The following is a 25,040-nucleotide window of genomic DNA, read 5'->3' as shown; positions in this document are numbered from 1 at the left end:
TCGCTTCGGCGCAGAGCACGCGGTCGCCGTCGTATTCGTCGAGGATTTTGCGCCAGGAGCGGTAGATGTCGTGGATGCCGGCCTGGCCGAACATGGGGGCCGCCTCTCCGGGGAAGCCTTCGGAGGAGGCGCCGTCGGCGCGGCCGCCCCAGTCGGGGAGCCCGGTTTTCTTGATCAGGGCGTGGGCGACGTCGACGCGGAAGCCGCCGACGCCGCGGTCGAGCCAGAAGCGCAGGATGCGTTCGAATTCGTCGTGGACGGCGGGGTTGTCCCAGTTGAAGTCGGGCTGGGTGGAGTCAAAGAGGTGCAGGTACCACTGGCCGGGGGTGCCGTCGGGGTTGGTGGTGCGGGTCCAGGCGGGGCCGCCGAAGTGGGACTGCCAGTTGTTCGGCGGGTTTTCGCCGTGTTCTCCGGTGCCGTCGCGGAAGATGAACATGTCGCGGGCGGGGGAGTTTTCGGGGGCGGCGAGGGCTGCCTGGAAGAGTGGGTGCGCATCGGAGCAGTGGTTGGGGACGAGGTCCACGATGACTCGGATGCCGTGTTTTTTGGCGGTGGCGACGAGGGTGTCGAAGTCGTCCAGGGTGCCGAAGAGGGGGTCGACGTCGCAGTAGTCGGCGACGTCGTAGCCGGCGTCTTTTTGGGGGGAGACGTAGAAGGGGGAGAGCCAGATTGCGTCGATGTCGAGTTCGGCGAGGGCGGGGAGTTCGGCGGTGATGCCGGGCAGGTCGCCGATGCCGTCCCCGCGCAGGTCGCGGAAGGAGCGGGGGTAGATCTGGTAGATGACCGAGGAGCGCCACCATTGGCGGTCGCGTTCGGCGGAGGCCTCATGGACAGGAACAAGCTGGAGCTTTTCGGTACCAGGGGAAGGATCGCGGAGAGCATTGTCCATAGACAGGATCATCCTTTACACACATTGCAGTCTGCTTACCTTAATTTTAACGGCGTGTGTTCCCTGGGGTGTGCCGAATAATGACTGGTGATTGCTCACACAGGGGTGTGGTGTGCGACTTCGGACCTGGCCCGGACGCGCGGCTCGGCGGCGGCTCGGTGAGGGCGGCACTGGCCGCGGACGCGCGGTCCGGAACGGCGGCAACGAAATTCCTCGCTCGCAGAGCTCGCTTGGAATATTAAAGCCGCCTAACCCGGACCGCGGGTCCGCTGGTTGGTCCGTGCGCCTAACCGGGACCGCGGGTCCGCTGGTTGGTCCGTGCGCCTAACCCGGACCGCGGGTCCGGTGGTTGGAGCGGAGTCCGGGCTGCGGGAGTGCAACGGGTTTGGGAGGTGGTCGGGGGCGCTGGCTTGGGGGTTGAGATGAATCTACGGGGGAGTGACAGCTGCGCAGGATAGACTGGGCGGCGATCGCGGACCTCGCCGCAGAGGCGGACCGCATGCCACTATCGCCTTACAAAGTTCCCGGGAGAACCATGTCAGAGAACCGAAACGACGCCGGCTCCGGCCAGCCCGAAACACAGCCCGCGAAGCCGGAAGAAGCCACACAGCAGGTTCCGGACATCGGCGCGCCGACCCAGCCGCTCTACGGACAGTACAGCCCGCAGTCCGGCCAGGCCGCACCGGGCGGGCAGCCGTTTGCCAGCCCCGGGAACCTGCCGTACGGGCAGCAGGAGGAGCCAGCTGCACCCTATGGGCAGCAGCAGCAGCCTGTCGGCCAGCAGGCGCCCTACGGCGGGGACAATTCCTACGGACAGCAGCAGGGGTACCCCGGTACCCAGCAGGGATACCCGGGTTACGGCCAGCAGTCCTCGCCCTACGGCTACCCGAACTACCAGGCCCCGGCAACGAACCCCGGCAAGACCATGGGCATTGTGGGCCTGATCCTCTCCTGCCTGTTCTTTATCCCGTTCGCCTCAGTGGTGGGCTTGATCCTGAGCATCGTCGGATTCGTCCAGTCCCGTAAAGCCAAGCTAAGCAACGGTCCGGCACTGGCCGGCATCATCGTCGGCGCCGTGGTGTTTGTCCTCACGCTGCTTATGACCATCGCGGTGTTTGTCTTCGCTGCCGATGCTGCCATGACCATCGTTGAGGCATGCGAGGCCAACGGACCCGGAGAGGTCTATATCGACGGAGAATTCATCGAGTGCCCGTCTGACTTCGAGCAGTCCCTCTAACCTCTGACCGTCCAGGGCAGGCGAGCGGCACCGGAGGCCGGGCCCGGCAGACCATGCCGGTGCCCGGCCTCCGGTATGTGCGGGCTCAGCCCTGCCCCGGCGCCGCTCCGCCTTCGAGCATGCGCATGGTCTTGGTGTCCGGGTTGAGCAGGATCGCCGCTTCATCCCTGCGGTGGCGCAGCACCGTGTCCATATAGGACTGCACCGCTTCGGCCATCGGCACGTTGCGGTTCTCCTTTTCGGACATGTACCAGCGGTGCTCCAGGACCTCATGCACCACCTCCGCCTGCTCCAGCTTGCTGCCCAGCTCACGCGGCACGGACTTCACTATCGGTTCGAAGACCTGGGAGACCCAAAGGTGCGCGCTCAGTTCTTCGTCCATCTCGGGGTGGTTGTCTGCCCGGTAGGAGTTGAGGTCGTTGAGCAGCCGGCGGGCCTGGTTTTCCTGGGCATCCAGTCCGGTCAGGCTGAGCAGCCGCCGCTGGTGGTGGCCGGCGTCGACCACCTTGGGCTGAAGCTGCACGCGGGAGCCGTCGGGCGTGGTGCGTATGGTGAGCTCGTCGACGTCGAACCCCAGGTCATTGAGCCGCCGGATGCGTGCGTTGACGCGCCAGCGCTCACCCAAGTCGAAGGACTCCTGCTCCGTCAGCTCCGCCCAGAGGTTCCGGTAGCTGTCCATAATCCGCTCGCTGGTGGCAAGGGGGTCGATGTTCTCCTCAACCAGCCCGCCCTCGGCCAGATCCATCAACTCGCCGGCGATGTTCACCCGGGCGATCTCAAGATCGTACTCGCGCTGCCCGTTGGAAAGCTCGGGGTAGAGCTCACCTGTTTCGGCATCGACCAGGTACGCGGCAAACGAGCCTGCATCCCGCCGGAACAAGGTGTTGGACAGGGACACGTCGCCCCAGTAGAAGCCGGCCAGATGCAGCCGCACCAGCAGCAGCGCCTGGGCATCGATCAGTCGGGTCAGCGTGACTTCGCGCAGCGTCTGCGAAAAAACGGCGCGGTAGGGCAGTGAGAAGCGCAGGTGCCGGGTGACCAGCACCGGTGCCAGTTCCTCCCCGTCCTTGTCCATCCTGCCGGTGATGACGGCGACAGGGGCCACGCTCGGCACATTCAGCCGCCTGAGCTTGCGCAGCATGTGATACTCCTGCCGGGCTACGTGCTCGCTGGTTTCCTTGATGGCGACCAGGGAGTCGCCCAGCCGGGCAAAGCGCACAACGTGCCGCGAAATGCCGCGGGGCAGGGCCGCCAGGTTTTCTTTCGGCCAATCTTCCAGCGGAATCGACCAGGGCAGGTCCAGCAGCGCGGGGTCCATGGAAGCTGCAGTGATGTTGAGCGAACCAAGCGGTGACTGGGTTGCTTCCGCATGGCTGCGGGGAAGTTTTCCGGGCTGTCCCCAGTCCGTCGGTTCATCGCGCCAGTTGGCGCGGGGAGTTTCAGTCATGGGCAAAATGCCTTCTATGGACTCAGTTGCGGGGCTTAAACCAATGCGGTGGCCTTCCCCCAGAAGTCTAGTTCAGGGGAAAGGCCACCGCACGTGCAAGGAGTGGCTAAAGGCTACGCTTCGTCAGCAAGTCGCTCTCCGGTGCTGGTGTCGAAAAGGTGCACGTGTCCCGGCTTGGGGCGGACAAACAGGGTATCGCCCTTGGCCGGCGGCCTCCGCGCATCCACGCGTGCGGTGATGGCGTGCTCCTGGCCGTCCAGGAAGGTGTGCCCGTACACAAAAGCATCGGCACCGAGTTCCTCCACGACGTCGACCTCAACCTTCAGGCCCTCGCCGTCGGCGGCGACGTCCATGTCTTCGGGCCGGACGCCGAAGGTCACCGTGTTGCCTGCAGCTGCGTCCAGGATGGTGCGCGGCACGGGGTAGACGGTCCCGCCGAAGGTGACGCCGCCTTCGGTGACCGGCAGCTCGAGCAGGTTCATGGCGGGGGAGCCCATGAAGCCTGCCACGAAGACGTTCATCGGCTTGTCGTAGAGGTTTCGGGGAGTGTCTACCTGCTGCAGTACGCCGTCCTTGAGGACTGCAACGCGGTCGCCCATGGTCATGGCCTCGACCTGGTCGTGGGTGACGTAGACGGTGGTGACTCCCAGCCGGCGGGTCAGCGAAGCGATCTGGGTGCGGGTCTGGACGCGGAGCTTGGCGTCCAGGTTGGACAGCGGCTCATCCATGAGGAACACCTGCGGGTTGCGCACGATCGCGCGGCCCATCGCGACACGCTGGCGCTGGCCGCCGGAGAGCGCCTTGGGCTTGCGGTCAAGGTAGTCCTCGAGATCCAGCAGCTTTGCTGCTTCCCGGACCCGTTCTGCGCGTTCCTCCTTGGAAACGCCCGCAATCTTCAGGGCGAAGCCCATGTTGTCCGCGACGGACATGTGCGGGTAAAGCGCATAGTTCTGGAAAACCATGGCGATATCACGGTCTTTGGGCGGAACGTCGGTGACGTCGCGGTCACCGATCAGGATGCGTCCCGAATTGACGTCTTCCAGCCCGGCGAGCATACGCAGGGAGGTCGACTTGCCGCAGCCGGAGGGGCCCACGAGCACCAGGAACTCGCCGTCGGCGATCTCCAGGCTGAGGTTGTCGACTGCGGGGCGCTCTGTGCCCGGGTACAGCCGTGTTGCTTGGTCAAACGTTACCGTTGCCATGATGTTTCCCTTCACGGGCAGGTACGTGCCCGACGATCCGTTGTGAATGGGTGAATATGAATTTGTAAAATATCGTGATGGGCGCCACAAGAGCACTCACTGTCGCCAAGTATGCCATGTCTGTCCAGCCCCGGCATGAAAAGCGGGAGACCGGGAGCTAATTGCCGACGGCGGCCCGGCGCAGGTCCAGCAGGTGTTCCAGCACTTGTGCGAACTCCCCGGGATTCTGCACCCGGAATGCGGCAGCCGTCTCGCCTGCGCCAACCTTGATGCCGACGTCGCCGCGCTCCAGGACAGCGAACCCCTGCTCGTCGGTGACATCGTCGCCGGCGAAGAAAACTGCCGTCGCGCCGGTGAGTTCGCGGAGCGCGCGGATGCCCTCTCCCTTGTTGGCATGCACGACCGACGCCTCCAGCACCTGCTTTCCGTCGGTCACCTGGACGCCGTCGAGTTCCCCCAGCCGGGCGCGGGCGGCATCAACGGCTGCGGAAGCGACATCGTGGGGCGCGCTGCGGGTATGCAGGACGACCCCGGCGGGTTTGCCTTCGATCCTGCACTCCGGGAAATCCATGACCACCTGTTCGAGGGCATTGCGGGCGCGGGCCAGCAAGGCAGCCTGTTCCGGGGTCAGCTGCAGCGGTTCGGCGTTGGGCCCGGTCCAGGTTTCGGCGCCGTGGCTGCCTACGAGCAGGGTTTCCGGTTCCGGAGAGGCAGCCCTGCGCAGGCTGTCCAGGGCCCTGCCGGAGATCATCGCCGTCGCCGTGTGCGGCACGCCGGCGAGGGCGCGCATTGCTGCCGCGGCTTCCGGGAGCGGACGGGCGTCCTCGGCGTGTTCCACCAGGGGCGCCAGGGTCCCGTCAAAGTCGACGGCCACCAGCAGCTCGTCGGCCGCAGCGAGTGTTGCCAGCGCCGTGCGCAGGTCCAGGGAAATCATTGGTGCTCTCCTTCTCCCTCCAGCCGCAGGGCATTGAGGAAGTTCTGCGACCAGCGTTCGACGTCGTTCTGCAGGACCTGGCGGCGCATCAGGCGCATGCGGCGCTGGGCTTCGCGCGGCTGCATGTTGATGGCGGAGACGATCGCGTCCTTGAGGCGGTCGATGTCGTGCGGGTTCACGAGCACTGCCTGGCGCAGCTGGTCTGCAGCCCCTGCGAATTCGCTGAGCACCAGGGCGCCGGAGTTCTCCGTCCGGGCGGCAACGTATTCCTTGGCCACCAGGTTCATGCCGTCGCGCAGGGCCGTGACCAGCATGACGTCGGAGGCCAGGTACAGGGCAACCATCTCCTCCACCGGATAGGAGTGGTGCAGATAGCGGATGGCGGTGTTGCCCATGGTGTCGTAGGTGCCGTTGATCCGGCCGACGGTTCCTTCAACCTCTTCGCGCAGCAGCCGGTACTGTTCCACGCGCTCGCGGCTGGGGCTGGCCACCTGGATCAGGGAGGCGTCCTCCACGGTGATACGGCCGTCTTCGAGGAGTTCGCCGTAAGCCTTGAGCCGGTGGCTGATGCCCTTGGTATAGTCCAGCCGGTCCACGCCGAGCAGGATCACCTTGGGGTTGCCGAGCTCCCGGCGGATCTGCTTGGAGCGTTCGATGATGTCTTCACGGTGGGCGAGCTCCGTGATCTGGTCGACGTCGATGGAAATCGGGAAGGCCTCGGCCCGCGAGACATAGGAATTGCCATCCTCGTCCGTGACGTGCACCTGCTGCTGGCGGACTGAGTGGCCGGCGAAGCGGCGGACGCAGCGCAGGAAATTCGCCGTGTCGCTGGGGCGCTGGAAGCCAATCAGGTCCGCTCCCAGCAACCCGGCGATGATGTCCCGGCGCCATGGCAGCTGGGCGAAGATTTCCAGCGGAGGAAAGGGAATGTGGTTGAAGAACCCGATCTTCAGGTCCGGGCGGGCCTTCCGGAGCAGCTGCGGCACCAGCTGGAGCTGGTAATCCTGGACCCACACCGTGGCCCCCTCGGCGGCGACTTCAGCCGCAGCTTCTGCGAAACGGCGGTTCACCGTGCGGTAGGAGTCCCACCAGGTCCGGTGGAACTCCGGCGGTGCAATGACGTCGTGATAGAGCGGCCAGAGGGTCGCGTTCGAGAAGCCTTCGTAATAGAGCTCAACCTCTGAGTCGCTCAGCGGCACCGGCCGCAGATGCATGTTGTCGTGGTCGAAGGGGTCCAAAGTTTCGTCCGGGGCGCCGTGCCAGCCGACCCACGCGCCGTCGGCCTTTGCCATGACGGGCGCCAGCGCCGTCACGAGCCCGCCGGGGGAGCGGCGCCATGTGTCGCCGTCGTCAGATCCGTTGTCCGCCACCCGGTCTACGGGCAGGCGGTTTGAGACAACGATGAAGTCGTAATCGCCGTACCCGTCCGTTGAAATCTCAGTCTTCGATTCCGCGGCAACAGCGTTCACCTTCGCACTCCTAAGTTGACTTGTTTGTTTGCCACTCTATCCAACAGGGGAAACTTTGTACCCTCCCGGGACGTTGTCCATGGGGTGCCGGGATATCGTTGTCCCGGAGACTGTGTACGTTGATGCCGCTACCAGCGCGGCCGTTAGAGAGACAGAAGGAAACATGAGCGACCGGAACCCCAAGGCCACCAAGGCTGATCGCCAGGCTGCGGCGCGTGAAAAAGCGCGGGCCCTGCGTGAAGCGCAGCTTAAGAAGGAACGCCGCAACAAGCTGCTGACGCGCTGGGGAATCGTGGCGGGAATCGTCGCCGTCATCGCCATCGTCGCTGTGATCGTGGTCAACAGTCTCCGCGGGGACATTCCCGACGCCGGACCGGCCCCGGCCAACGGCAACGCGGACGGCGGCTTCACCCTCACCTCCACCACCGCGCTGGAGCCTACCGAGCCGCTGGAAGTGGACGTCAACGCGCTGCCCGAGGCAACGACCACAAATGAAGCCGGCGACACCGTGCCTGCAGGCGTCGAAGCAGCCGGACCCGGGGAGCCGGTACAGATTGTCGAGTACGTCGACATCAACTGCGTGCACTGCGCGGACTTCACCGGAACGTACGGTGACCAGATCGGCTCCTGGCTCGACGCCGGCGAGGTCACCTACGAATACCGCACGGTGGCGTTCCTGGACCGTAACTCGCCCACGAACTACTCCTCCCGCGGCGCCAACGCTGCTGCCTGCGTGGCGGACACCAACCCGGAATCCTACTGGGACTTCATGAAGGCCATCTTCGCGCAGCATGCTTCCGGCGAGATCAACAACGCTGCCCTGGCCGATATGGCAGACTCTGTCGGCGCCTCGGATGCCAAGGACTGCATCACCAGCGACGGGTTCCGTACCTACGTGAAGTACGCCGACTCGCTGGCACGCGAAGCCGAAGTCAGCGGCACCCCGACGGTTTACGTCAACGGAGCCGAAGCCGACCTGAACGCTTTCGTCGACACCGTCCAGGCTGCCATCGACGCCAACAAGGCCGAGGCTTCTTCCTAGCAGCTCCTCCAGCCGGCGCCCCGCCGGAGCGGACCAGTCCTGGTTTCGTTCCGGCGGGTGTGCTGGGCTAATCTTGTCTAGCGCTGTTTTGTTGTCCGCGGACGACGACGGCGCGGGGCCGGTTTCCCGGTCCACGCCTCCTTAGCTCAGTTGGCCAGAGCACCTGTCTTGTAAACAGGGGGTCGCCGGTTCGAATCCGGCAGGGGGCTCCACGAAACCCCTTCTGATCAGGCATAACGCCCGGTCGGGAGGGGTTTTTCCATGAATGGACTCGGAGTTTCCGCTTTCGTTCAGGTGACATCTTCAGGCACCTGGACCATCACTCCCCAGTAGCGTCTTCAGCACACAGAAAAACAGGGGCGCGTAACAGCGGCTGGGATTTCAGTCTCAGGACCCGCTGTCTCAGCGCAGCGGGAAGACGTTAGCTGCCGCGGGGGTGGTCTGCATCCGCCGTGTCATCGGGGCGGGGCTGCGACTGGGCCTCGGTCGAACGCTTGCCGACCAGCCACACGAGCAGGACAGCAGCGGCCAGGGTGAGGGTCGCCCCGCCGTAAACGTTCGACGCCGCATAGATGCCGGGCTGCGACGCGGAGAACATCCGGCTCACGAGGCCCGGAATCTGCGGCCCGGCGAGCAGGAACACGGTAAGGAGCGGGCCTGACCCGGTGAACCGGCCCAGGGGGCCGGGGTGTTTGGCCTTTCCATTCTGCTGCTCGCTCATGATCCCAGTGTCCCAGAAAATCCTGAGCGCCGTTGAAGGCCGTCCCGCTCCGGAAGCGGAACCAAACAGCCCCCTAGAACCGGAAGATGGAGTCGATCTCTTGCCTGGCGCCGTCGACGTAGGTCTCGACCCGTTCGTCAAAGAACGAGACCCGGTCTTTCAACTGCCCCGAGTCCGGCAGCACCGACTCGTAGGACCAAGCGAGGTCAGTGCCGGCCGGGTCGTCAGTGACTGACCAGTAGGACGCCGTTCCCTTATAGGGGCAAACCGTCTGCGTGTCCGAGGGGCTGAGGAGGTCCCAATCGACGTCGCTCCTTGGAAAATAGGTACGCGGCGGCAGCATGGTCTCGTAGACAAAGAGGGGCTGCCGGGTCTCAGCCAGGAGCTCGCCGTTGAGATGCATGCGGACCGCGCGGGAGGAATCCCTGGCATCGACACGGTGGAACGGGTCGCGCGGGTGTCCCTTGATCTCATTGTCTTCCTCAAACCAGCTGTCGAAGGCAAAGAAATCCAGCACGACATGGTTCGCCAGGTCAGCGTCGGACGGCCTGAATCCCGCCCCGGCCAGCACCTGGGAGCCCGCCACAATGTCCAGGGCCTGCCCATCGGCGGTGTGGGCGCTGAACGGATACCGCGGATCCATCAAGGCGCCCGGCGGGACCATGGCCAGTGGGTCAACCTCCGTTTCCGCAGGGACCAGGCCGGCAGAGATGTCCTCCGGCGGTACGGCAAATACGGGCGTCACGCGCCGCGGTTCATACACCAGGAAGGCGTTGGTGGAGTCGACGACGGCGTCCGACCCCACCAGGGCGCGGATCCGCCGCGGGGTGGGCTCAAAGCGCAGCATCGGAAGCATCTTCGCGAACTCCGGGGTGATGTGCAGTGCCATGCATCCAGTGTCTTGCCGGCGGACCGGCCAAACAAGGCGTTGCGGAATTCGGCGCAGGCACCAAAACGCTTGACCAATCTATCGTTTATCGATATTAATAGAAGATCATTCGATATCGAGCCAAGAGGCCGCCATGGGAAACTTCACCATCCTCATCCTGCGCGTGCTGATGTCAGGAGTCCTGGCAGGGACGCTGCTCATCCAAGTGGTGCTGGTACCCCTGCTGGGCACCGACCTGGACCAAGGCGATCCGGCGATCGCTGCCCTGCGGATTCCGTTCCTGGTCATCGTGTGTCTCGGGGTGCTCGCGTTCCAGGTCACCCTGGTCTGCGTCTGGCGCCTGCTCACCATGGTCCGCAGGGGGACGGTCTTTTCCGCCGCGGCGTTCCGCTGGGTGGACATCATCATCGGCGCCGTAGGATCCGCGGCCCTGCTGCTGGTTGCCCTGGGGTTCCTGCTCGCGCCCGGAGAAGCGGTTGCCCCGGGAATCGTGCTCCTGGTCGGAGGAGCGGCGGTGACCGCCGCGGGAGTGGCGCTCGTCGTCGTCGTGATGCGGGCCCTGCTCGCCCAGGCTGTCGTGAGGGAAGCGGAAGCGCTGGACCTCCGAACGCAGCTCAGCGAGGTGATCTGATGCCAATCGTCGTCGACATTGACGTGATGCTGGCCCGGCGCAAGATGCCCGTTGGTGTCCTGGCTGAGCGGATCGGCATTACTCCGGCGAACTTGGCGGTGCTGAAGAACGGGCGAGCCAAGGCGGTTCGGTTCACCACGCTCGAGTCGCTCTGCGAGGTCCTGGAGTGCCAGCCCGGAGACCTGCTGCGGTGGGTGCCGGAGAGTGCTGACAGCGCGGACCGCGTACACCAGGCCCAAGCCTGACGCCGGGTAAAACGGGCGCCGGCGCCGTGCCTGGCCGTGTCCGGTTTCCGCACCTGTTCGACCTGCCGCGGTTGATATGAAGTTGTGTCCTAGACCGACGCTGGCACGGAAGAAACTTAGGTAGTCTCAGTACTGGATCACTGCAGGGCAGGGATCCACAGGTTTGAAGGTCCCGTACAGGGGTCAGGCGCCGGGCCGAAGCCGGTGATTTCCATGGGGGTGGAATCACCGGCTCCGGACCGGCGTCTGTGGTTTAAGGGCCGCGTTCCCATGACACCGCGCAAAACGGCGGTACCGTGTCCCGATGGGGAATGAACAACATGGGGGACAGCAGCACGGCCCGGCGGAACTTCTCAGCACAGTCCGGGCCATGGAAGGCCAGGGCATTCCACAGCCCAAGCCGTACATCATGACCGTGCTTTCCGCGGCCAAAGCGTACGCCGGCTGCGGCGAAACCGGGGAGGGCAGGGCACTGTGCGAAAGGGCGTGGGACTTCGCTGAATCAGTCCCGGCCCTGAACCACGACCGCGAGGTGGCAATCCACCTCTACGACGCGGCATGGGACCACCGCCGGCCCCGTGACCCTCTGTACCTGACCGGCGCGTTCTTCCTCGCCGTCGAGGAGCACGGTCCGGGCAGCCCCTGGGTGCCTTACCTCATGCGGGAACTGTACTGGCATCTCCAGGACCGCCCGGGCTGGGACGTTTTCGGCTCCCTCCGGGAACGGGAGGAGGACGAGGAACTGGCGGAAGCGCTGCACCAGATGGCCATCGCGGCGCTCGCAGGGTTTCCTGCCGGAACGAACCACGCCGAACGCTGCCGACGCAGCGACGTCGTCGGGTTCGCAGCGCAGTTCCTGTTCCTGGCAGGTGACGACTTGTGCCGCAGGGCATTGGAGGAATGGCTCTCCGGACCCGTCAGCGGGTACGAATCCGGCACCGCCCTGGTCAGCTTCCTGCTCAGGCTGCCCGCCTATGGACCGGCGCGGGCAGCGGCCGAGCGCACCTTGCAGGCAGTGGAAGCCGATCCCGACTCGACCGGAGCGGAGAAGGCAAGCGTCCTGTTGGATGTCGTGTTCGGCATCGCGATGGCGCCGGATCCTTCCGGACTGGCGCGGCTGCCTGAGCTCGAGCAGCGGATCGGTGGACTGGCGCACGGACCCTTCAGCGAGGGCGAAGCGCACGTGCTGCAGGAAAAGCTGTACCGCTACGTCATCCAGCGCCTGGATGAGGGCAAGGAAGCGCAGCCGGCCCAGCGGGAAATGTTCGGCCGGCTGCTCTTCGACCCTTTCAGCGCCGGCAGTACGTGGTCCTCGGAGAGCCAAGCCCGCCGCTAGACGGCGGCAGTCCGCGCCCCGGCGGCGTTCCGTGCGGCCAGGATGTGGGTGCGCATCACAGCTTCTGCCCACTCGCCGTCGCGGGCCCGCGCCGCAGCCACCAGTTCCGCGTGATGGAGCATGCTGCGGCGCAGGGCTTCGGGACTGTAGGTCCCGAAGGTGTGGGCGACTACTGCCGGCCGCATCAGGGTCTGCAGGGCCACGGCAAAGTGCCGGTTGCCGCAGCGGTCCACGAAAAGCCCGTGGAACTCGTTGTTCAGTGCTCCCAGTGTCCGCAGGTCCCCGTCCGCTGCCGCGGCTTCCATGGCGGTGTTCAGTTCGGCCAGCCGCTCGACGTCGCTGTCCGTTAGCCGGGGAACGGCCAGCAGTGCCGCATGCGGCTCGAAGCCGGCCCGCACGTCGTACAGCCCTGCCACGTCCTCGGGCGAGAAGGAGACCACCTGGGCACCCTTGTTCCGGCTGATCTCCACAATTCCTTCGGCGGCCAGCCGGTTCAGTGCCTCCCGGACCGGGGTCCGTGAAACGCCCAGCCGTTCGGCAAGGGCGGCCTCCCGCAGCCAGGCGCCCGGAGCGACCTCACCGGAGGCTATGAGGGCACGCAGGCGGGCGTAAGGGCTCTCCTCGACGGGATCCGAGGCGGCGGGGGAATGGTCCATGTGAACTACGTTATCCCTTGCCGGAGGCGGGTTCGTCCGCCGGCCAGCGGGCCTCGGCAAGCTGGGTGCGGGTGCCGCCGCGGGCAACGAACGACGCCGATGCCCGCCCGGTCAGCTCCACGATCCGGTTGGCTGCCAGCAGGTAACTCTCCAGGTCCACTCCGGTGTGAATGCCGAGGCCGTCACACAGGTGCACCAGATCCTCGAACGGCGCATTGCCCAGCACGGAGGGATCTCCGGGAAACCAGAGGTCTCCGCCCAGCCCGGCAAAGGAGCCCTCAATCCAGTCCGTGCCGGCCTGCAGTGCAGCCAGGGCATTCGCCGGGGCGAAGCCGTTGCGGTTATGCAGGTGGACACCAACTTCCAGCCCGGGATACAGCTCGCGGACCTCACGGATTCCGTCATAGATTTCGCCGGGCTCTTCCTGCCCGGAGGTCCCGGCGAGGTAGACACCGGCCGACCCTGCGGCCACAGCTGCATCCACCACCCGCAGCCGCTCTTCGCGGGCTACCGGGCCCCGGGCGGGGGCGAAGAAGGAGCAGGCGACGGCGGTGACCAGCCGCAGGCCCGCGGAGCGGGCCAGCTCGCCGATCCGCTCCAGTCCGGCCAGTGCTTCATCGACGGAGAGCCGCTGGTTGCGCCGGCTGACCTCTTGGTCTGCGGAGACCACCACCACCAGTTCATCCAGGCCGCAGTCCGCGGCCCGTTCGGCACCCCGGTAATTCGGTGCCAGACCGCGGTAGCGCACGCCGGGGACCCGGGGAACGGCGGCCATCACCTCGGCGGCATCAGCCAGCTGCGGCAGGACCCTGGGGTGGGCGAAGGACACCGCCTCGATTTCGCGGACGCCCGCATCGATCAGCAGTTGGACCAGTTCCACCTTGTGGGCGGTGCTCAGCGGTTCCGGAACAGACTGCAGCCCGTCCCGCAGGCCCACCTCCACCAGGCGGACCGAGGACGGAAGCCCCGGCAGGCTCATGCCACGCCCCGGGCGCGCAGCTCCTGGAGCGCTGCCTCGTCGACACCGATCCCGGCAAGGACTTCCGCGGTATGGGCTCCGAGCTCCGGGCCGGGCCAGCGGATGCTGCCGCCCGTCCGGCTGAGGCGGGGGAACACGTTCTGCATGGACACCGGACCCAGGGTGGGGTGGTCCACTTCGGTGATGGATTTCCGCGCGGCAAACTGCGGGTCCGTGAACATATCCGCCGGACGGAAAATCTTGCCTGAGGGGACTCCGTGTTCCTGGAGGAGTTTCTCGAGTTCGTCAGCGTCCAGCCCGGAGGTGAAGCCGGCAATCAGGTCGTCGAGCTCCTGCTGCCGCTCCCCGCGGGCGCCGTGGGTGGCGTAGCGCGGGTCGTCCGCCAGTCCAGGGGAGTCCATGGCCTTGGCCAGGCGGGCGAAGACAGTGTCCTGATTGGCGGCGATCAGCAGCCACTGGCCGTCCTGGGTTGGGTAGACGTTGCTGGGTGCAACGTTGGGCAGCACGGCTCCGGTGCGCTCGCGCTGGTAGCCGGTGACCTGCCATTCCGGCACCAGGGATTCCATGACTCCCAGGACAGCCTCATAAATGGCGGAATCAACAACCTGCCCCTGCCCGCTGGACTGCCGCTCCTGCAGGGCGGCGAGGGCTCCGATGGCCGCGAACATTGCGGCGAGGGTGTCGCCTATGGAGATCCCCACCCGGGAGGGCGGCGTGGACGGATCGCCGACGACGTAGCGCAGGCCTCCCATCGCTTCGCCGATCGCTCCATACCCGGCGCGCTGCGCATACGGGCCGTCCTGGCCAAAGCCGGAAACCCGCACCATCACCAGCCGGGGATTCTCCCGGCGAAGCTCCTCGAACCCCAGGCCCCAGCGTTCCATGGTCCCGGGGCGGAAGTTCTCAATGACGACGTCGGCCTGTGCAATCAGCCGTTTAGCCAGCTCCTGGCCTTCGGGGTCCCGAAGATTCAGGGTCACGGACCGCTTGTTCCGTCCGACCACCGACCACCAGAGGGAGATGCCTTCGGGCAGTTGCCGGCCCCACTGGCGCAGCGGATCCCCGCGTGCCGGGTCTTCGATTTTGACGACGTCGGCGCCCAGGTCCCCGAGGAGTTGTCCGCAGAACGGCCCTGCGAGCAGCTGGCCCATTTCCACCACCCGAACGCCCGCCAGCGGGCCCTGTTGTGCAGGTGGCATGGTTGCTCCTTCTGTGGGCCGGGTACGGGCAGTGTGCATACAACCTGACAGTTGGATATCCCAGTGTCAAGGACGCTGGCGGAAGCTTTGCGAAGGGTTGTATGCAATCTATTGACAGTGCAACATCGCACCCCTAGCCTGATGCCACTCATGTGACGCAGGCAACGGGGCCGGCGGCATGAAGCGGCATAAATGCACTTCCGGCACGGATCCTTCCGCTGCCCTGGCCACGCGTGGACCGGCAGCACCACCCCCAAGGAGAACTGATGGCGTTTCGGTTAGGCGTGGATGTCGGCGGCACATTCACGGACATTCTGCTTGTTAATGAGGACACCGGCGAAACGCACCGGTACAAGACATCCTCCACTCCCGAGGACCAGTCAGTCGGCGTGCTGCACGGCATCAGCCAGGTATGCGCCGCCGCGGGGATCGACACCTCCGCGGTGAAGGACGTGCTGCACGGCACTACCGTTGCGACCAACGCCATCCTGGAACAGAAGGGCTCCCGCGTTGGGCTGGTAACCACCCGGGGCTTCCGCCAGGTGCTGCAGATTGCGCGCTCCTTCGTTCCCGGAGGGCTCGCCGGCTGGATCATCTGGCCCAAGCCGGAGCCTCTTGCGGATCTCGAGGACACCGTCGAAGTAACGGAGCGCGTCTCCACGGCCGGCGCCGTACTGACGCCCCTGGACGAAGACGACGTCCGCCGGCAGCTGGCCAAACTGGGGCGCAACGGCGTCGAGGCGCTGAGTATCTGCCTGATCAACGCGTACGCGAACGGCAGCCACGAGGCGCGGATCGCCGAGATCGCCGGCGAAGTGCTCCCCGGCGTTCCGGTGTCCCGCTCCTCCGTTGTCCTTCCCGAGCTGCGTGAATACGAACGCGCCATCACCACCGTTGCCAATGCCTACGTCCAGGGCCAGGTCTCCGGCTACGTGCGGAACCTTGACGCGCAGCTTGCCAACGCAGGGATGGATACCCAGCTCTCGATCCTGCGCAGTGACGGAGGACTTGTCTCCGGAACCGTCGCTGCGGACAACCCCGTCTCGCTCCTGCTTTCGGGCCCGGCCGGAGGCGTAACCGGCGCGGCTTGGGCGGCTGAGCAGGCCGGCTACACCGACTTCCTGACCTTCGACATGGGCGGCACGTCCACCGACGTCGCCCTGGTCCAGAACCTGCAGCCGCGCATCGGCCGCGAGACCACGGTGGGGGACCTCACCGTCCGGGCCACCTCGGTGGATGTGCGGACCGTTGGTGCCGGCGGCGGATCGATCGCCCACGTTCCGCCGCTGACCCAGGCGCTGCGCGTCGGGCCGCAGTCCGCAGGGGCGGCGCCGGGACCGGCGTCGTACGGACGCGGCGGCGCCGATCCGACGGTCACGGACGCAAACGTTGTGCTCGGCTATCTTCCGGCCGAACTGGCAGGCGGGGAAATCGGCCTCGACGCGGAAGCAGCAGCGGCAGCCGTGAAGACCATTGCCGATGCGACCGGGCTGAACGATGTTGAACGGGCCGCTGAGGGGATCGTCAACATCGTCAACGAGAACATGTTCGGCGCGCTGAAACTGGTGTCCACCCAGCAGGGATTCGACCCGCGGGACTTCGCCCTCGTGGCATTCGGGGGAGCGGGGCCGCTGCACGCCAACGCGCTGGGCAAGCTCACCGGAGCGTGGCCGGTGATCATCCCGCCGTCGCCCGGCGTGCTGTCGGCCTACGGCGATGCCACTACGAGCCTGCGGAATGAAGCAGCCCGGACGCTGGTCCGTCCCTTCGGCGATTTCACCGACGCGGAACTGTCCGGCCTGCTGGACGAGCTCAGCGCCACCGCCCGGGAAACCCTGCTCGCGGCGGGGCTGGGGGACTCCGACCTCACCGTCAGCTACTCCGCCGACGTCCGCTACCACGGGCAGGGTTTCGAGATCCCGGTTCCGCTGGATTACGCGGCGTTTGCAGCCGGCGACGGCGGCGGGTTCGCGGGGCTGAGGCAGGCATTCGACAAAGAGCACGAGCGGCTCTTTTCCTTCCTGCTGGACAACGAGCACGAGCTCGTGACCGTCCGGTCCACCGTGAACGGTCCGCGTCCGGAGGTCGCCTCCATCAGCCTGGACACCGGCGGCACGGATCCGTCGGCAGCGGAACGGACCTCCACCACCATCTTCGTGGAAGGCAGCTCGGTCGAGGCCATGGTGTACGACCGGGACCGCCTCCTGGCGGGAAATGTGGTTCCCGGCCCGGCGGTCATCGCGGAGATGGATTCCACCACCCTGGTCCTCCCCGGACACACCGCTGCCGTGCACCCGCACGGCAGCCTGCTCATCCGCCCCGTCCAAGACCCGAAGGAGTAGGCCCATGGCCCAGTTAGTGGAGACCGCCACCGAGCCGCTGCAGGCCGTGGACGTCGACGTCGTAACGCTTGACCTCATTGAAAACGCGCTCCGCAGCGCGCGGTATGAGATGGACGAAACACTCTTCCGCACTGCCCTCAGTCCCGGGATCCGGGAGCAGCACGACGAGTTTCCCCTGATCGCCGACCCGAGCGGCAAGATGATCGTGGGGCAGTTCGGCCTCTCGATTCCCGACTTCCTGGAGAACTTCCACGGAACCATCGAGGAGGGCGACGTGCTGATGACCTCCGACCCGTATTCCTGCGGGGCAGCGATCAGCCATGCCAACGACTGGCTGGTGGTGATGCCCATCTTCTTCGAGGGACGGATCGTCGGATGGGCTTCGCAGTTCGGGCACATGACCGACGTCGGCGGGAAGACTCCGGCGTCCATGCCCACCGATGCCCGGACCATCTTCGAGGAAGGCGTGGTGATTCCGCCGTTCAAGCTCTACCGGCGCGGAGAGAGGGACGACACGGCACTGGGCATCATCCTGAACCAGGTCCGCAAGCCGGACTGGAACCGGGCGGACCTGAACGGACTGGTCGCAGCCTGCAGCACCGCCTCCCGGCGGGTGCAGGAAATGTGCGCCCGGTTCGGCGTGGACACCTACACCTCCGCACTGAACGCCCTGCTGGACCGGAACTACCGCGCCATGAAGACGCTGCTGTCCATGGTGTTCGAAGAGGGCAAACCGCTCTCCTTCACCGACTACATCGATGACGACGGCCGCGGCTTCGGCCCGTACGAGCTGAAGATGACCATCACCCGCACCGGGGACAAGGTGCTGATCGACCTGACCGGCAGCAGCCCGCAGGCGCAGGGTCCGATCAACTACTACATCAACGAGAACCTGATCCGGATGTTCTTCGGCATCTACATGATCACCGTGGCCGATCCGCAGATCCTGTGGAACGACGGGTTCTATCCGCTGGTGGACGTGGAAATCCCCGATGACACGTTCTGGAAACCGCGCTATCCGGCCGCGCTGAACGGCCGCAACCACGGCATTGGCCGGCTGTTCGACCTCTTCGGCGGGCTGCTCGGCCAGGCCAACCCGGACCTGCTCAACGGCGCCGGTTTCTCATCCTCCCCGCACTTCATGTACTCCGGGAACTACAGCTCCGGGGACCGGCGGGGTGAATGGTTCCAGCTGTACTCGATCGGCTTCGGCGGGATCCCCGGACGGCCGGTGGGCGACGGCCCGGACGGGCACTCGCTCTGGCCGTCCTTCACGAACATTCCGTGTGAGTACCTGGAGTCCTATTACCCGCTGGTCATTGACCGCTGGGAGACCATCGCGGACACCGGAGGCGCCGGCCTGCACCGGGGAGGCAACGGCGTCGACGTCGCGTACCGCTTCCTGGAACCCGGGACCATCGCCATTCACGACGACCGCTGGCTCACCTATCCGTGGGGTGTCCGCGGCGGCGAGCCGGGCGCCCGCGGACGGAAATGGATCGATAAGGCCGACGGGACCACGCTTATCCTTCCGTCCAAGGTCCACGACGTTCAGGTCGCACCGGGTGACGTCCTGCATTTTGTCACCTGGGGCGGCGGCGGCTGGGGTGATCCGCTGGAGCGTGATCCGGAGCTGGTCTGCAAAGAGGTCCGGCGCGGACTGGTGACGGCGCAGGGCGCGCTCGCCTACGGAGTGGTGTGCTCGGAGGAGGGAACGCCCGACGCCGAGGCCACTCAGGCGCTCCGTGAACGGCTGCGCGGCGACCGGGAGGGCCCCCTGCCCCTTTTCAACCGCGGCGGAGAGATGGCGGACCTGCTGGCCAACAGTCTGGCTGAGACGGGCCTGGCTGCACCGCTGCCGCCGGTGGCGCTGGCGTGACCGGTTTCGCCCACGGATTCGACGGCACCCTGGCACCGGGCACAGCGCCCGCCGTCGTGGCCGTCGACCTGATGCGTGCCTACTTCGACCCGCAGAGCCCGCTCTGCCTGCCGGACAAGGAATTCCTCGACAGCGCGGCGCAGGTGCTTGCCGCTGCCCGTGCCAGCGGCGTCCCGGTGCTGCATACGCGGGTCAGCTTCGGGCCGGACGGCGCGGACGGCGGAGTGTTTATCCGCAAGGTCCCGGCACTCCGCCTGCTGATCGGGGAGACGGAACTGGGCCAGCTCATGCCGGAGGTCGCCCCCGAGGAGGGGGAAACCGTGCTGGTGAAACAGTACGCCAGCGCCTTCTTCGGCACGGACCTGGCCCAGCTCCTCCACACCCGTGCAATCGACACCCTGGTCATCGTGGGCACCAGCACCAGCGGCTGCATCCGCGCAACGGCAGTCGATGCGATGCAGCACGGATTCGTGCCGATCGTCGTCGGAAACGCTGTTGGGGACCGCGACGCCGCGGTCCACGACGGATCGCTGTACGACCTCCAGGCAAAGTACGCGGAGATCTGGAACAGCTCCGCCGTGGAAGAGTACTTCCGGGAGGGCTAGCTCAGGCGCCTACCCCCACCAGGGCTCCTTCGCGGCGTCGTACGTGCCGTCGTTCTCCGCGAGGTTCAGCCACTGGTTGACGTACTCCTGGAACACCGTGTCGCCGAGCGGAAGCAGGTACGCCTTCTGCGAGAAGTTGAACGGGTTGTCCGGGTCCACGGCGCACAGCTCCGGGTACTCGTTGTCGACCCATTTCACCTCAGCGGCGTCGGTGGTCATCACGTCGGCGCGGCCGGCGACGATCTCATCGAAAATCGTGTTGTTGTCCTCGAATCGGATGATCTCGCCGTTAGGGTAGTTTTCGTCGGCGAAGATTTCATTTGTGCCGCCGATCGGGGTGATCGAACGGACGCCGGGTGAGTTGATTTCCTCCACGGTGTCGTAGAGCTCCTCCTCACCGCACCGCGTAATCGGGGTTTTACCGTCGTCCAGCACGGTGCTGCTGTAGAAGGCCTGCTCGGCCCGGGCCAGGGAGACTGAGACTCCGCCGGCACCGATGTCGCAGCCGGCGAGGAAGTCCGGCATCAGGTCCTTCCACGTGGTCTGCACATACTCGATGTCTACGTCCAGGCGTGAGGCAAGGTCCTGGACCATGGCAATGTCGATGCCGCTGAATTCGCCGGTCTCCGGGTCCTTGTAGGTGAACGGCCGGTAATCCCCGGTGGTGCAGACAATGAGCGAACCCCGGGACTTGATGAGGTCCAGCCGCGACTCGTGCGCAGCGTCCTGGCCCCCGGGTGCGGTGGAGGCCCCGGGTTCGGCGGCGCCCGGACTGGTACATCCGGCAACAAGCAGGGTTGAGAGCGCAAGAACGGGCAGCAGATGGAATGACGGCACTGGTACTCCTTGAGGTTGGGGGAAGCGGAAGGTTCTCCGTTCCCTCAAGACCTAGCAGGAAGCTGCAGCGGGTGTCTGCCCACGTCAAAGCCATAATCATTGCCGATGCGGAAACGTTATCCGGTGCTGTGGGACCGTTCCGCGGCGTCAAGTTCCGGCAGAACCCTGCCGAAGTGGGCAGCCAGGACAAACGCCATGCACAGCCCGGATCCCGCCATGATCCACCGGTCCGCCGCTGAGGATCCGGCCCGCCGCAGCAGGAGCATGCCCCCGGCTGCATTGGCTGCACTCCACACGATGTTCGCGGAAGGCGGGGACAGGGCGCCCCCGGGCGGACTGGAAAACGGGGAGGGGAAACGGCGGCCCTGGAGTCCGCTGACGCCGTGGGGAACAGCGTTGACCAGCAGGACGGCGGCTGCGGCACCGGCAAGGAACCGAGCTGCTGGCATGGTTCCGCCTTTCATGGGGTGATCTGTCCCGGCCCGGAGACAGGCGGTGTGCCGTGGGTGTGGAAGGTGGAGATCGTCTTCATGCCCCATGCCTGGCCCTTGGCCCGCTCGGTCTCGGTCCATTCGATGGTTTTCCAGTCCGGCGCCAGAATCAGGCGTGCCCCGGCGTTGCAGAACTCGATCCGGTTTCCGCCGGGTTCGTACACGTAGAGGAAGAAGGTCTGCTGGATAGCGTGTTTGTGCGGCCCGGTTTCAATGTGGATGCCGTTTTCCAGGAAGATGTCTGCTGCCTTGAGGATGTCTTCCCGGGTGTCGGTGGCAAAGGCCACGTGGTGCAGTCGTCCGCTGCTGCCGGTCCAGTCCCCGCTGTAGACCAGGTCATAAGACTTGTTGGAGAACGTAAACCACTGTGCGGACAGGGAGCCGTTGTCCAGCCGGATCTGCTCGGTCGGCTTGCCGCCCAGGATGTCCTCAACGAACCGCCCGTTGGCTTCGACGTCGGCGCCCAGGAAGTTGACGTGGTCCAGCCGGCGGGCGTTGACTCCGCGGCCGGGGAAGCGGTCGGCCTGGTTCTTGAGAGCCGGCCGGGACTCTTCCGTGGGAACATGCCAGGCACTCTCGTAGTAGAGGTCCATGGGGTGGCCATCAGGGTCCGTGAAGGCGTAGGTCTTTCCCATGCCGGGTCCGCCGTCGTGCCAGCCCGTGCCGCGGCCGGCCGCCTCGATGGCCGCAACCCTCCGCTCCAGCGCCTCCTGGCTGGAGGCCCGGAGGCCCAGCCTGCCGACGCCGGAGGTGGCGTGCCGGGTCAGCTTGATGGTGTGGTGTTCGTAGTCGTCCCAGGCGTGCAGGTAGGCGGAATCGCCCTCGCGTGCGACCTCCCGCATGGCGAGCAGTTCCGTGAAGAACCAGAGGCTCCCCTCAAAGTCGGGGGTGTAGAGCTCCACGAAACCAACGTGGGCAATGTCCCGGAATCCAGGCGCCATGGGATTTTCCTTCCGCATTTCTCACGCTCAACTGCAGGGCAACGCAGGGAGTCCATCACCCGTCCGGACAATTGTCAACAATATTGACGGCAAAGTGGCCGGCGGGTACGTTGCTGACTAGCGTCCGACGGGGAGGGGAGCATGGAACAGGTTCAGGGGGCAGCCGGGCCGGCACCGGGACAGCCGGCCGGCAACCAGGTCGGCATTCCCTGCATGTTCATGCGCGGAGGCACATCGCGCGGTCCGTTTTTCGCAGCAGGCGACCTCCCGCAGGACACCGCCCGGCGAGACGCCGTCCTCCGTGCCGTCATGGGATCGCCGCACCCGCTGCAGATAGACGGCATGGGCGGAGGGAATCCGCTGACCAGCAAGGCCGGCATCGTCTCCGTCAGCCGGCGCCCGGGCATCGATCTTGAGTTCCTGTTCGCGCAGCTGCGCCCTGACACCGGCACCGTCGACACCACCCCCAACTGCGGGAACATGCTGGCAGCCGTGCTGCCGTTCGCCGTCGAACGCGGTCTCCTGGAACCGCACTCCGACACGACGACCGCAGCAGTGCTCACGCTGAATACCGGGATGGTGGCAGAGATCAGCATCCGCACTCCGCTGGGGGACGGGGCCAGGTACGTGGATTACGACGGCGATACCCGGATCGACGGGGTCCCGGGAACATCGTCTCCGGTCACCATCAATTTTCTCGACACCGCAGGTTCGGTCTGCGACCAGCTCCTGCCCACGGGCCGGGCCAGGAACACCGTGCATCTTGACGGATCGGGCGAAGTCGCGGTCACCTGCATCGACAACGGACAGCCCCTGGTCATCGTGGAGGCCGCCGCCCTGGGACGTTCGGGCTACGAAGATCCCGCCGCGCTCAACGCCGACGGTGATCTCAAGGATCGGCTCGAGCAGCTGCGCCTCGCCTGCGGGCACCTGATGGGTTTGGGAGACGTAAGCGCAAAGAACTACCCCAAGATGACCTTGGTCTCCGCGGCCCGCAGCGGCGGAACCCTCAACACCCGCAGCTTCATCCCGCACGTATGCCACGAGTCCATTGGCGTGCTGGCGGCGGTCACCGCAGCCACCGCCTGCGTGATTGAGGGAACGGTCGCCCAGGCCGTTGCCGGCGGGGCGCCGCCGCCCGGTCAGCCGGTTTCCGTGGAGCACCCGGCGGGAGAGTTCACCGTGGAACTCGGACTGGATCCGCAGGATCCGCAGCGGGTGACCCGCTCTGCCCTGCTGCGCACGGCACGGCTCATCATGGCAGGCACCGCCTATGTCCCGCGCGCCGTATGGCAGGGACCCTCCGGAGAGGAACACCGATGATCATCGATATCCACGGCCACTACACCACGGCGCCGCCGGCCCTGGCCGCATGGCGCCAGCAGCAGACGGCGTCGCTGGAGGACCCCTCCGTGCCGGCGCCGCACCCAGCCGACCTTCGCATCAGCGACGATGACCTGCGGAAGAGCATCACCGCCAACCAGCTGCGCCAGATGGACGAGCGTGGCATCGACCTCACCGTTTTCTCGCCCCGGGCCTCTTTCATGGCCCACCACATTGGCAGCTTTGAGACCTCCGCCCAGTGGGCCGCCATCTGCAACGAGCTCTGCTACCGGGTCAGCACGCTGTTCCCGGACCGGTTCGCCACCGCCGCAATGCTCCCGCAGTCCCCGGGCGCTGATCCGGCGACCAGCGTTCCGGAGCTGGTGCGCTGCGTGGAGGAATACGGCGCCGTGGCCGTCAACCTGAATCCGGATCCTTCCGGCGGTCTCTGGAACGCCCCGCCGCTGACGGACCGGTCCTGGTACCCCATCTATGAAAAGCTCACCGAGTATGACGTTCCGGCCATGATCCATGTGAGCACCAGCGTGAATCCGGCTTTCCACACCACCGGTTCGCACTACCTGAATGCAGACACCACAGCGGTGATGCAGCTGATCCAGGGCGACCTGTTCGCCGACTTCCCGACCCTGCGCTTTGTCATTCCGCACGGCGGGGGAGCTGCTCCCTACCATTGGGGCCGCCTCCGCGGGCTGGCCATGGCGATGGGCAAGCCTCCGCTGGAGGAACACCTGCTCAGCAACGTCTTCTTTGACACGTGCGTCTACCACCAGCCAGGCATCGACCTGCTGCTGGAGGTGATACCGACAAAGAACATCCTTTTTGCCTCCGAAATGATCGGCGCGGTCCGGGATATTGACCCGTGCACGGGCTTCCACTTTGACGACACGCTGCGCTATCTCGCAGCCGCGGGCCTGACCATCGAAGAGCTCGACGACATCCAAGAGCACAATGCCCGGGCCGTGTATCCCCGGCTGGATGCCCGCCTGGGCAGCCGCGGCGGGGAACGGAGCAGTACCCATGCATGAACTCGGCATAGTCCACCGCACCATTACCCGGCCGTCGGCCTCCGACGCCGCGGCGCTGCAGCCGTTCGGGACAAGCACAGTGCACGAAGCTATGGGCAGGCTGGGGCTCATGCGGCCCTATATCCGGCCCGTTTACCCCGGCGCGAAACTCTGTGGCCCCGCCGTGACAGTACTGCTGCAGCCGGGGGACAACTGGATGCTCCACGTCGCTGTCGAACAGCTGCAGCCGGGGGATGTGCTCGTGGCCGCCTGCACCACGGAGTGCGAGGACGGGTTTTTCGGTGAGTTGCTGGCGACATCGGTCCGTGCCCGGGGAGGGGTTGGCCTCGTGATCGACGGCGGCTGCCGTGACGCCGCTGCGCTGGAAGAGATGGACTTTCCCGTCTTCAGCCGCGCGATCCATGCCAAGGGAACGGTGAAGGCGACGCTGGGGTCGGTCAACGTGCCCGTGGTCTGCGCGAACGCGCTGGTCCATCCCGGGGACATGGTGGTCGCGGACATCGACGGCGTCGTGGTCGTCCCGGCGGCCCGCACCCGTGAGGTGGCGGAGGCGTCCAGGGAGCGCGAAGAGAACGAAGCGGCCAAACGCAAACGCCTGGCCGCAGGGGAACTGGGCCTGGACATGTACCAGATGCGCGGAAAGCTCGAAGCGGCCGGCCTGCGTTACCTCGGCTAAAAACGCCGGTACGGCGCATGGCAA

Annotated in this window: 24 protein-coding genes and 1 tRNA gene; 12 read left to right on the top strand and 13 right to left on the bottom strand. The window is 66.1% G+C overall.

Annotated elements, in window-relative coordinates; all coding sequences use genetic code 11:
• On the bottom strand, positions 1-889 hold an 889-nt coding region (locus tag LOC59_RS13365), incomplete at its 3' end, for an alpha-amylase family glycosyl hydrolase (protein ID WP_269440083.1).
• A 535-nt stretch (positions 890-1,424) separates the two neighbouring features.
• Here LOC59_RS13365 and LOC59_RS13360 point away from each other — a divergent pair.
• Entirely contained in the window at positions 1,425-2,126 is a 702-nt protein-coding gene (locus LOC59_RS13360) for a DUF4190 domain-containing protein (RefSeq protein ID WP_229972539.1), read from the top strand.
• Positions 2,127-2,211: 85 nt separating this feature from the next.
• Here the strand turns inward: LOC59_RS13360 and LOC59_RS13355 are convergent, their stop codons facing one another.
• The 4 genes from LOC59_RS13355 to LOC59_RS13340 form a co-directional block, all read right to left on the bottom strand.
• A complete protein-coding gene (locus LOC59_RS13355) occupies positions 2,212-3,573 on the bottom strand; it encodes a DUF4032 domain-containing protein (RefSeq protein ID WP_229972536.1) in 1,362 nt (453 codons plus the stop codon).
• Between the two features lie 113 nt (positions 3,574-3,686).
• Positions 3,687-4,775, bottom strand: coding sequence for an ABC transporter ATP-binding protein (locus LOC59_RS13350; protein WP_227897489.1), 1,089 nt, complete (start codon positions 4,773-4,775; stop codon positions 3,687-3,689).
• A gap of 157 nt (positions 4,776-4,932) precedes the next feature.
• Positions 4,933-5,709 carry a trehalose-phosphatase gene (gene otsB, locus LOC59_RS13345; protein WP_229972534.1) on the bottom strand — a complete coding sequence of 259 codons (777 nt, stop codon included), beginning with the start codon at positions 5,707-5,709 and terminating at the stop codon, positions 4,933-4,935.
• Complete coding sequence (locus LOC59_RS13340; RefSeq protein WP_227897491.1) at positions 5,706-7,178, bottom strand: alpha,alpha-trehalose-phosphate synthase (UDP-forming); 1,473 nt, start codon at positions 7,176-7,178, stop codon at positions 5,706-5,708. Before LOC59_RS13340 ends, otsB begins: the two co-directional genes overlap by 4 nt.
• 163 nt (positions 7,179-7,341) lie before the next feature.
• Between LOC59_RS13340 and LOC59_RS13335 the strand changes: the two genes are divergently transcribed.
• Together LOC59_RS13335 and LOC59_RS13330 are read left to right on the top strand one after the other, a co-directional pair.
• Positions 7,342-8,220, top strand: coding sequence for a DsbA family protein (locus LOC59_RS13335; RefSeq protein ID WP_227897492.1), 879 nt, complete (start codon positions 7,342-7,344; stop codon positions 8,218-8,220).
• Positions 8,221-8,355: 135 nt separating this feature from the next.
• Positions 8,356-8,432: transfer RNA gene (locus LOC59_RS13330), tRNA-Thr, on the top strand.
• Positions 8,433-8,641: 209 nt separating this feature from the next.
• On the opposite strand, the gene LOC59_RS13325 is transcribed toward LOC59_RS13330, so the two are convergent.
• Positions 8,642-8,941 carry a hypothetical protein gene (locus LOC59_RS13325; protein WP_227897493.1) on the bottom strand — a complete coding sequence of 100 codons (300 nt, stop codon included), beginning with the start codon at positions 8,939-8,941 and terminating at the stop codon, positions 8,642-8,644.
• 73 nt (positions 8,942-9,014) lie between these two features.
• The gene (locus tag LOC59_RS13320) at positions 9,015-9,830 is read right to left on the bottom strand and encodes a DUF427 domain-containing protein (RefSeq protein WP_227897494.1); all 816 of its coding nucleotides are present in this window, start codon (positions 9,828-9,830) and stop codon (positions 9,015-9,017) included.
• Positions 9,831-9,963: 133 nt separating this feature from the next.
• Here LOC59_RS13320 and LOC59_RS13315 point away from each other — a divergent pair, with 133 nt between their 5' ends.
• From LOC59_RS13315 to LOC59_RS13305, 3 genes are all read left to right on the top strand, one after another.
• On the top strand, positions 9,964-10,461 hold the full coding sequence (locus tag LOC59_RS13315) for a DUF2975 domain-containing protein (RefSeq protein ID WP_227897495.1): 498 nt from the start codon (positions 9,964-9,966) through the stop codon (positions 10,459-10,461).
• Positions 10,461-10,706, top strand: coding sequence for a helix-turn-helix domain-containing protein (locus LOC59_RS13310; protein WP_227897496.1), 246 nt, complete (start codon positions 10,461-10,463; stop codon positions 10,704-10,706). Before LOC59_RS13315 ends, LOC59_RS13310 begins: the two co-directional genes overlap by 1 nt.
• A 304-nt stretch (positions 10,707-11,010) precedes the next feature.
• Positions 11,011-12,042: a hypothetical protein gene (locus tag LOC59_RS13305; RefSeq protein WP_227897497.1), complete on the top strand. Its 1,032-nt coding sequence runs from the start codon at positions 11,011-11,013 to the stop codon at positions 12,040-12,042.
• On the opposite strand, the gene LOC59_RS13300 is transcribed toward LOC59_RS13305, so the two are convergent.
• From LOC59_RS13300 to LOC59_RS13290, 3 genes are read right to left on the bottom strand one after another with little or no spacing between them, the layout of a single operon-like run.
• A complete protein-coding gene (locus LOC59_RS13300) occupies positions 12,039-12,698 on the bottom strand; it encodes a GntR family transcriptional regulator (protein WP_227897498.1) in 660 nt (219 codons plus the stop codon). The genes LOC59_RS13305 and LOC59_RS13300 overlap by 4 nt on opposite strands.
• A 10-nt stretch (positions 12,699-12,708) precedes the next feature.
• Positions 12,709-13,677 (bottom strand): hydroxymethylglutaryl-CoA lyase, encoded by a 969-nt coding sequence (locus LOC59_RS13295; protein WP_227897499.1) that lies wholly within the window; start codon positions 13,675-13,677, stop codon positions 12,709-12,711.
• Positions 13,674-14,876: a CaiB/BaiF CoA transferase family protein gene (locus LOC59_RS13290; protein WP_229972526.1), complete on the bottom strand. Its 1,203-nt coding sequence runs from the start codon at positions 14,874-14,876 to the stop codon at positions 13,674-13,676. Before LOC59_RS13290 ends, LOC59_RS13295 begins: the two co-directional genes overlap by 4 nt.
• A 266-nt stretch (positions 14,877-15,142) precedes the next feature.
• On the opposite strand from LOC59_RS13290, the gene LOC59_RS13285 reads away from it, so the two are divergent.
• From LOC59_RS13285 to LOC59_RS13275, 3 genes are read left to right on the top strand one after another with little or no spacing between them, the layout of a single operon-like run.
• Positions 15,143-17,218 carry a hydantoinase/oxoprolinase family protein gene (locus LOC59_RS13285; RefSeq protein WP_227917476.1) on the top strand — a complete coding sequence of 692 codons (2,076 nt, stop codon included), beginning with the start codon at positions 15,143-15,145 and terminating at the stop codon, positions 17,216-17,218.
• 4 nt (positions 17,219-17,222) lie between these two features.
• Positions 17,223-19,097 carry a hydantoinase B/oxoprolinase family protein gene (locus LOC59_RS13280; protein WP_227897502.1) on the top strand — a complete coding sequence of 625 codons (1,875 nt, stop codon included), beginning with the start codon at positions 17,223-17,225 and terminating at the stop codon, positions 19,095-19,097.
• Positions 19,094-19,702: an isochorismatase family protein gene (locus LOC59_RS13275; RefSeq protein ID WP_227917475.1), complete on the top strand. Its 609-nt coding sequence runs from the start codon at positions 19,094-19,096 to the stop codon at positions 19,700-19,702. The genes LOC59_RS13280 and LOC59_RS13275 overlap by 4 nt, the downstream gene beginning before the upstream one ends.
• A 9-nt stretch (positions 19,703-19,711) precedes the next feature.
• Here LOC59_RS13275 and LOC59_RS13270 read toward each other — a convergent pair whose 3' ends face one another.
• The 3 genes from LOC59_RS13270 to LOC59_RS13260 form a co-directional block, all read right to left on the bottom strand.
• The gene (locus LOC59_RS13270; protein WP_229972524.1) at positions 19,712-20,539 is read right to left on the bottom strand and encodes a transporter substrate-binding domain-containing protein; all 828 of its coding nucleotides are present in this window, start codon (positions 20,537-20,539) and stop codon (positions 19,712-19,714) included.
• Between the two features lie 116 nt (positions 20,540-20,655).
• On the bottom strand, positions 20,656-20,988 hold the full coding sequence (locus tag LOC59_RS13265) for a hypothetical protein (protein WP_229972522.1): 333 nt from the start codon (positions 20,986-20,988) through the stop codon (positions 20,656-20,658).
• A gap of 11 nt (positions 20,989-20,999) precedes the next feature.
• Positions 21,000-21,971, bottom strand: coding sequence for a VOC family protein (locus tag LOC59_RS13260; RefSeq protein ID WP_229972520.1), 972 nt, complete (start codon positions 21,969-21,971; stop codon positions 21,000-21,002).
• Positions 21,972-22,112: 141 nt separating this feature from the next.
• Here LOC59_RS13260 and LOC59_RS13255 point away from each other — a divergent pair, with 141 nt between their 5' ends.
• Genes LOC59_RS13255 through ligK form a run of 3 tightly spaced genes read left to right on the top strand, consistent with a single transcriptional unit; the run spans position 22,113 to position 25,016 of the window.
• Entirely contained in the window at positions 22,113-23,294 is a 1,182-nt protein-coding gene (locus LOC59_RS13255; protein ID WP_227917473.1) for a 4-oxalomesaconate tautomerase, read from the top strand.
• On the top strand, positions 23,291-24,340 hold the full coding sequence (locus LOC59_RS13250) for an amidohydrolase family protein (protein WP_227897508.1): 1,050 nt from the start codon (positions 23,291-23,293) through the stop codon (positions 24,338-24,340). The genes LOC59_RS13255 and LOC59_RS13250 overlap by 4 nt, the downstream gene beginning before the upstream one ends.
• Positions 24,333-25,016, top strand: a complete 684-nt coding sequence (gene ligK / locus LOC59_RS13245; protein ID WP_227897509.1) for a 4-carboxy-4-hydroxy-2-oxoadipate aldolase/oxaloacetate decarboxylase — start codon at positions 24,333-24,335, stop codon at positions 25,014-25,016. The genes LOC59_RS13250 and ligK overlap by 8 nt, the downstream gene beginning before the upstream one ends.
• Positions 25,017-25,040: the final 24 nt, after the last annotated feature.

The organism is Arthrobacter sp. zg-Y916 (assembly GCF_020907385.1).
GTDB lineage: Bacteria > Actinomycetota > Actinomycetes > Actinomycetales > Micrococcaceae > Arthrobacter_B > Arthrobacter_B caoxuetaonis.
Note: the sequence above shows the minus strand (reverse complement) of the source record. Positions and strands in the feature narration are given on the sequence as shown.

Excerpts from the sequence above, each read along its gene's own strand:
- LOC59_RS13360 (WP_229972539.1), top strand. The coding sequence starts at position 1,425 with ATGTCAGAGAACCGAAACGACGCCGGCTCCGGCCAGCCCGAAACACAG.
- LOC59_RS13355 (WP_229972536.1), bottom strand. The coding sequence starts at position 3,573 with ATGACTGAAACTCCCCGCGCCAACTGGCGCGATGAACCGACGGACTGG.
- LOC59_RS13350 (WP_227897489.1), bottom strand. The coding sequence starts at position 4,775 with ATGGCAACGGTAACGTTTGACCAAGCAACACGGCTGTACCCGGGCACA.
- otsB (WP_229972534.1), bottom strand. The coding sequence starts at position 5,709 with ATGATTTCCCTGGACCTGCGCACGGCGCTGGCAACACTCGCTGCGGCC.
- LOC59_RS13335 (WP_227897492.1), top strand. The coding sequence starts at position 7,342 with ATGAGCGACCGGAACCCCAAGGCCACCAAGGCTGATCGCCAGGCTGCG.
- LOC59_RS13325 (WP_227897493.1), bottom strand. The coding sequence starts at position 8,941 with ATGAGCGAGCAGCAGAATGGAAAGGCCAAACACCCCGGCCCCCTGGGC.
- LOC59_RS13320 (WP_227897494.1), bottom strand. The coding sequence starts at position 9,830 with ATGGCACTGCACATCACCCCGGAGTTCGCGAAGATGCTTCCGATGCTG.
- LOC59_RS13315 (WP_227897495.1), top strand. The coding sequence starts at position 9,964 with ATGGGAAACTTCACCATCCTCATCCTGCGCGTGCTGATGTCAGGAGTC.
- LOC59_RS13310 (WP_227897496.1), top strand. The coding sequence starts at position 10,461 with ATGCCAATCGTCGTCGACATTGACGTGATGCTGGCCCGGCGCAAGATG.
- LOC59_RS13305 (WP_227897497.1), top strand. The coding sequence starts at position 11,011 with ATGGGGAATGAACAACATGGGGGACAGCAGCACGGCCCGGCGGAACTT.
- LOC59_RS13300 (WP_227897498.1), bottom strand. The coding sequence starts at position 12,698 with ATGGACCATTCCCCCGCCGCCTCGGATCCCGTCGAGGAGAGCCCTTAC.
- LOC59_RS13295 (WP_227897499.1), bottom strand. The coding sequence starts at position 13,677 with ATGAGCCTGCCGGGGCTTCCGTCCTCGGTCCGCCTGGTGGAGGTGGGC.
- LOC59_RS13290 (WP_229972526.1), bottom strand. The coding sequence starts at position 14,876 with ATGCCACCTGCACAACAGGGCCCGCTGGCGGGCGTTCGGGTGGTGGAA.
- LOC59_RS13285 (WP_227917476.1), top strand. The coding sequence starts at position 15,143 with ATGGCGTTTCGGTTAGGCGTGGATGTCGGCGGCACATTCACGGACATT.
- LOC59_RS13280 (WP_227897502.1), top strand. The coding sequence starts at position 17,223 with ATGGCCCAGTTAGTGGAGACCGCCACCGAGCCGCTGCAGGCCGTGGAC.
- LOC59_RS13265 (WP_229972522.1), bottom strand. The coding sequence starts at position 20,988 with ATGCCAGCAGCTCGGTTCCTTGCCGGTGCCGCAGCCGCCGTCCTGCTG.
- LOC59_RS13260 (WP_229972520.1), bottom strand. The coding sequence starts at position 21,971 with ATGGCGCCTGGATTCCGGGACATTGCCCACGTTGGTTTCGTGGAGCTC.
- LOC59_RS13255 (WP_227917473.1), top strand. The coding sequence starts at position 22,113 with ATGGAACAGGTTCAGGGGGCAGCCGGGCCGGCACCGGGACAGCCGGCC.
- LOC59_RS13250 (WP_227897508.1), top strand. The coding sequence starts at position 23,291 with ATGATCATCGATATCCACGGCCACTACACCACGGCGCCGCCGGCCCTG.
- ligK (WP_227897509.1), top strand. The coding sequence starts at position 24,333 with ATGCATGAACTCGGCATAGTCCACCGCACCATTACCCGGCCGTCGGCC.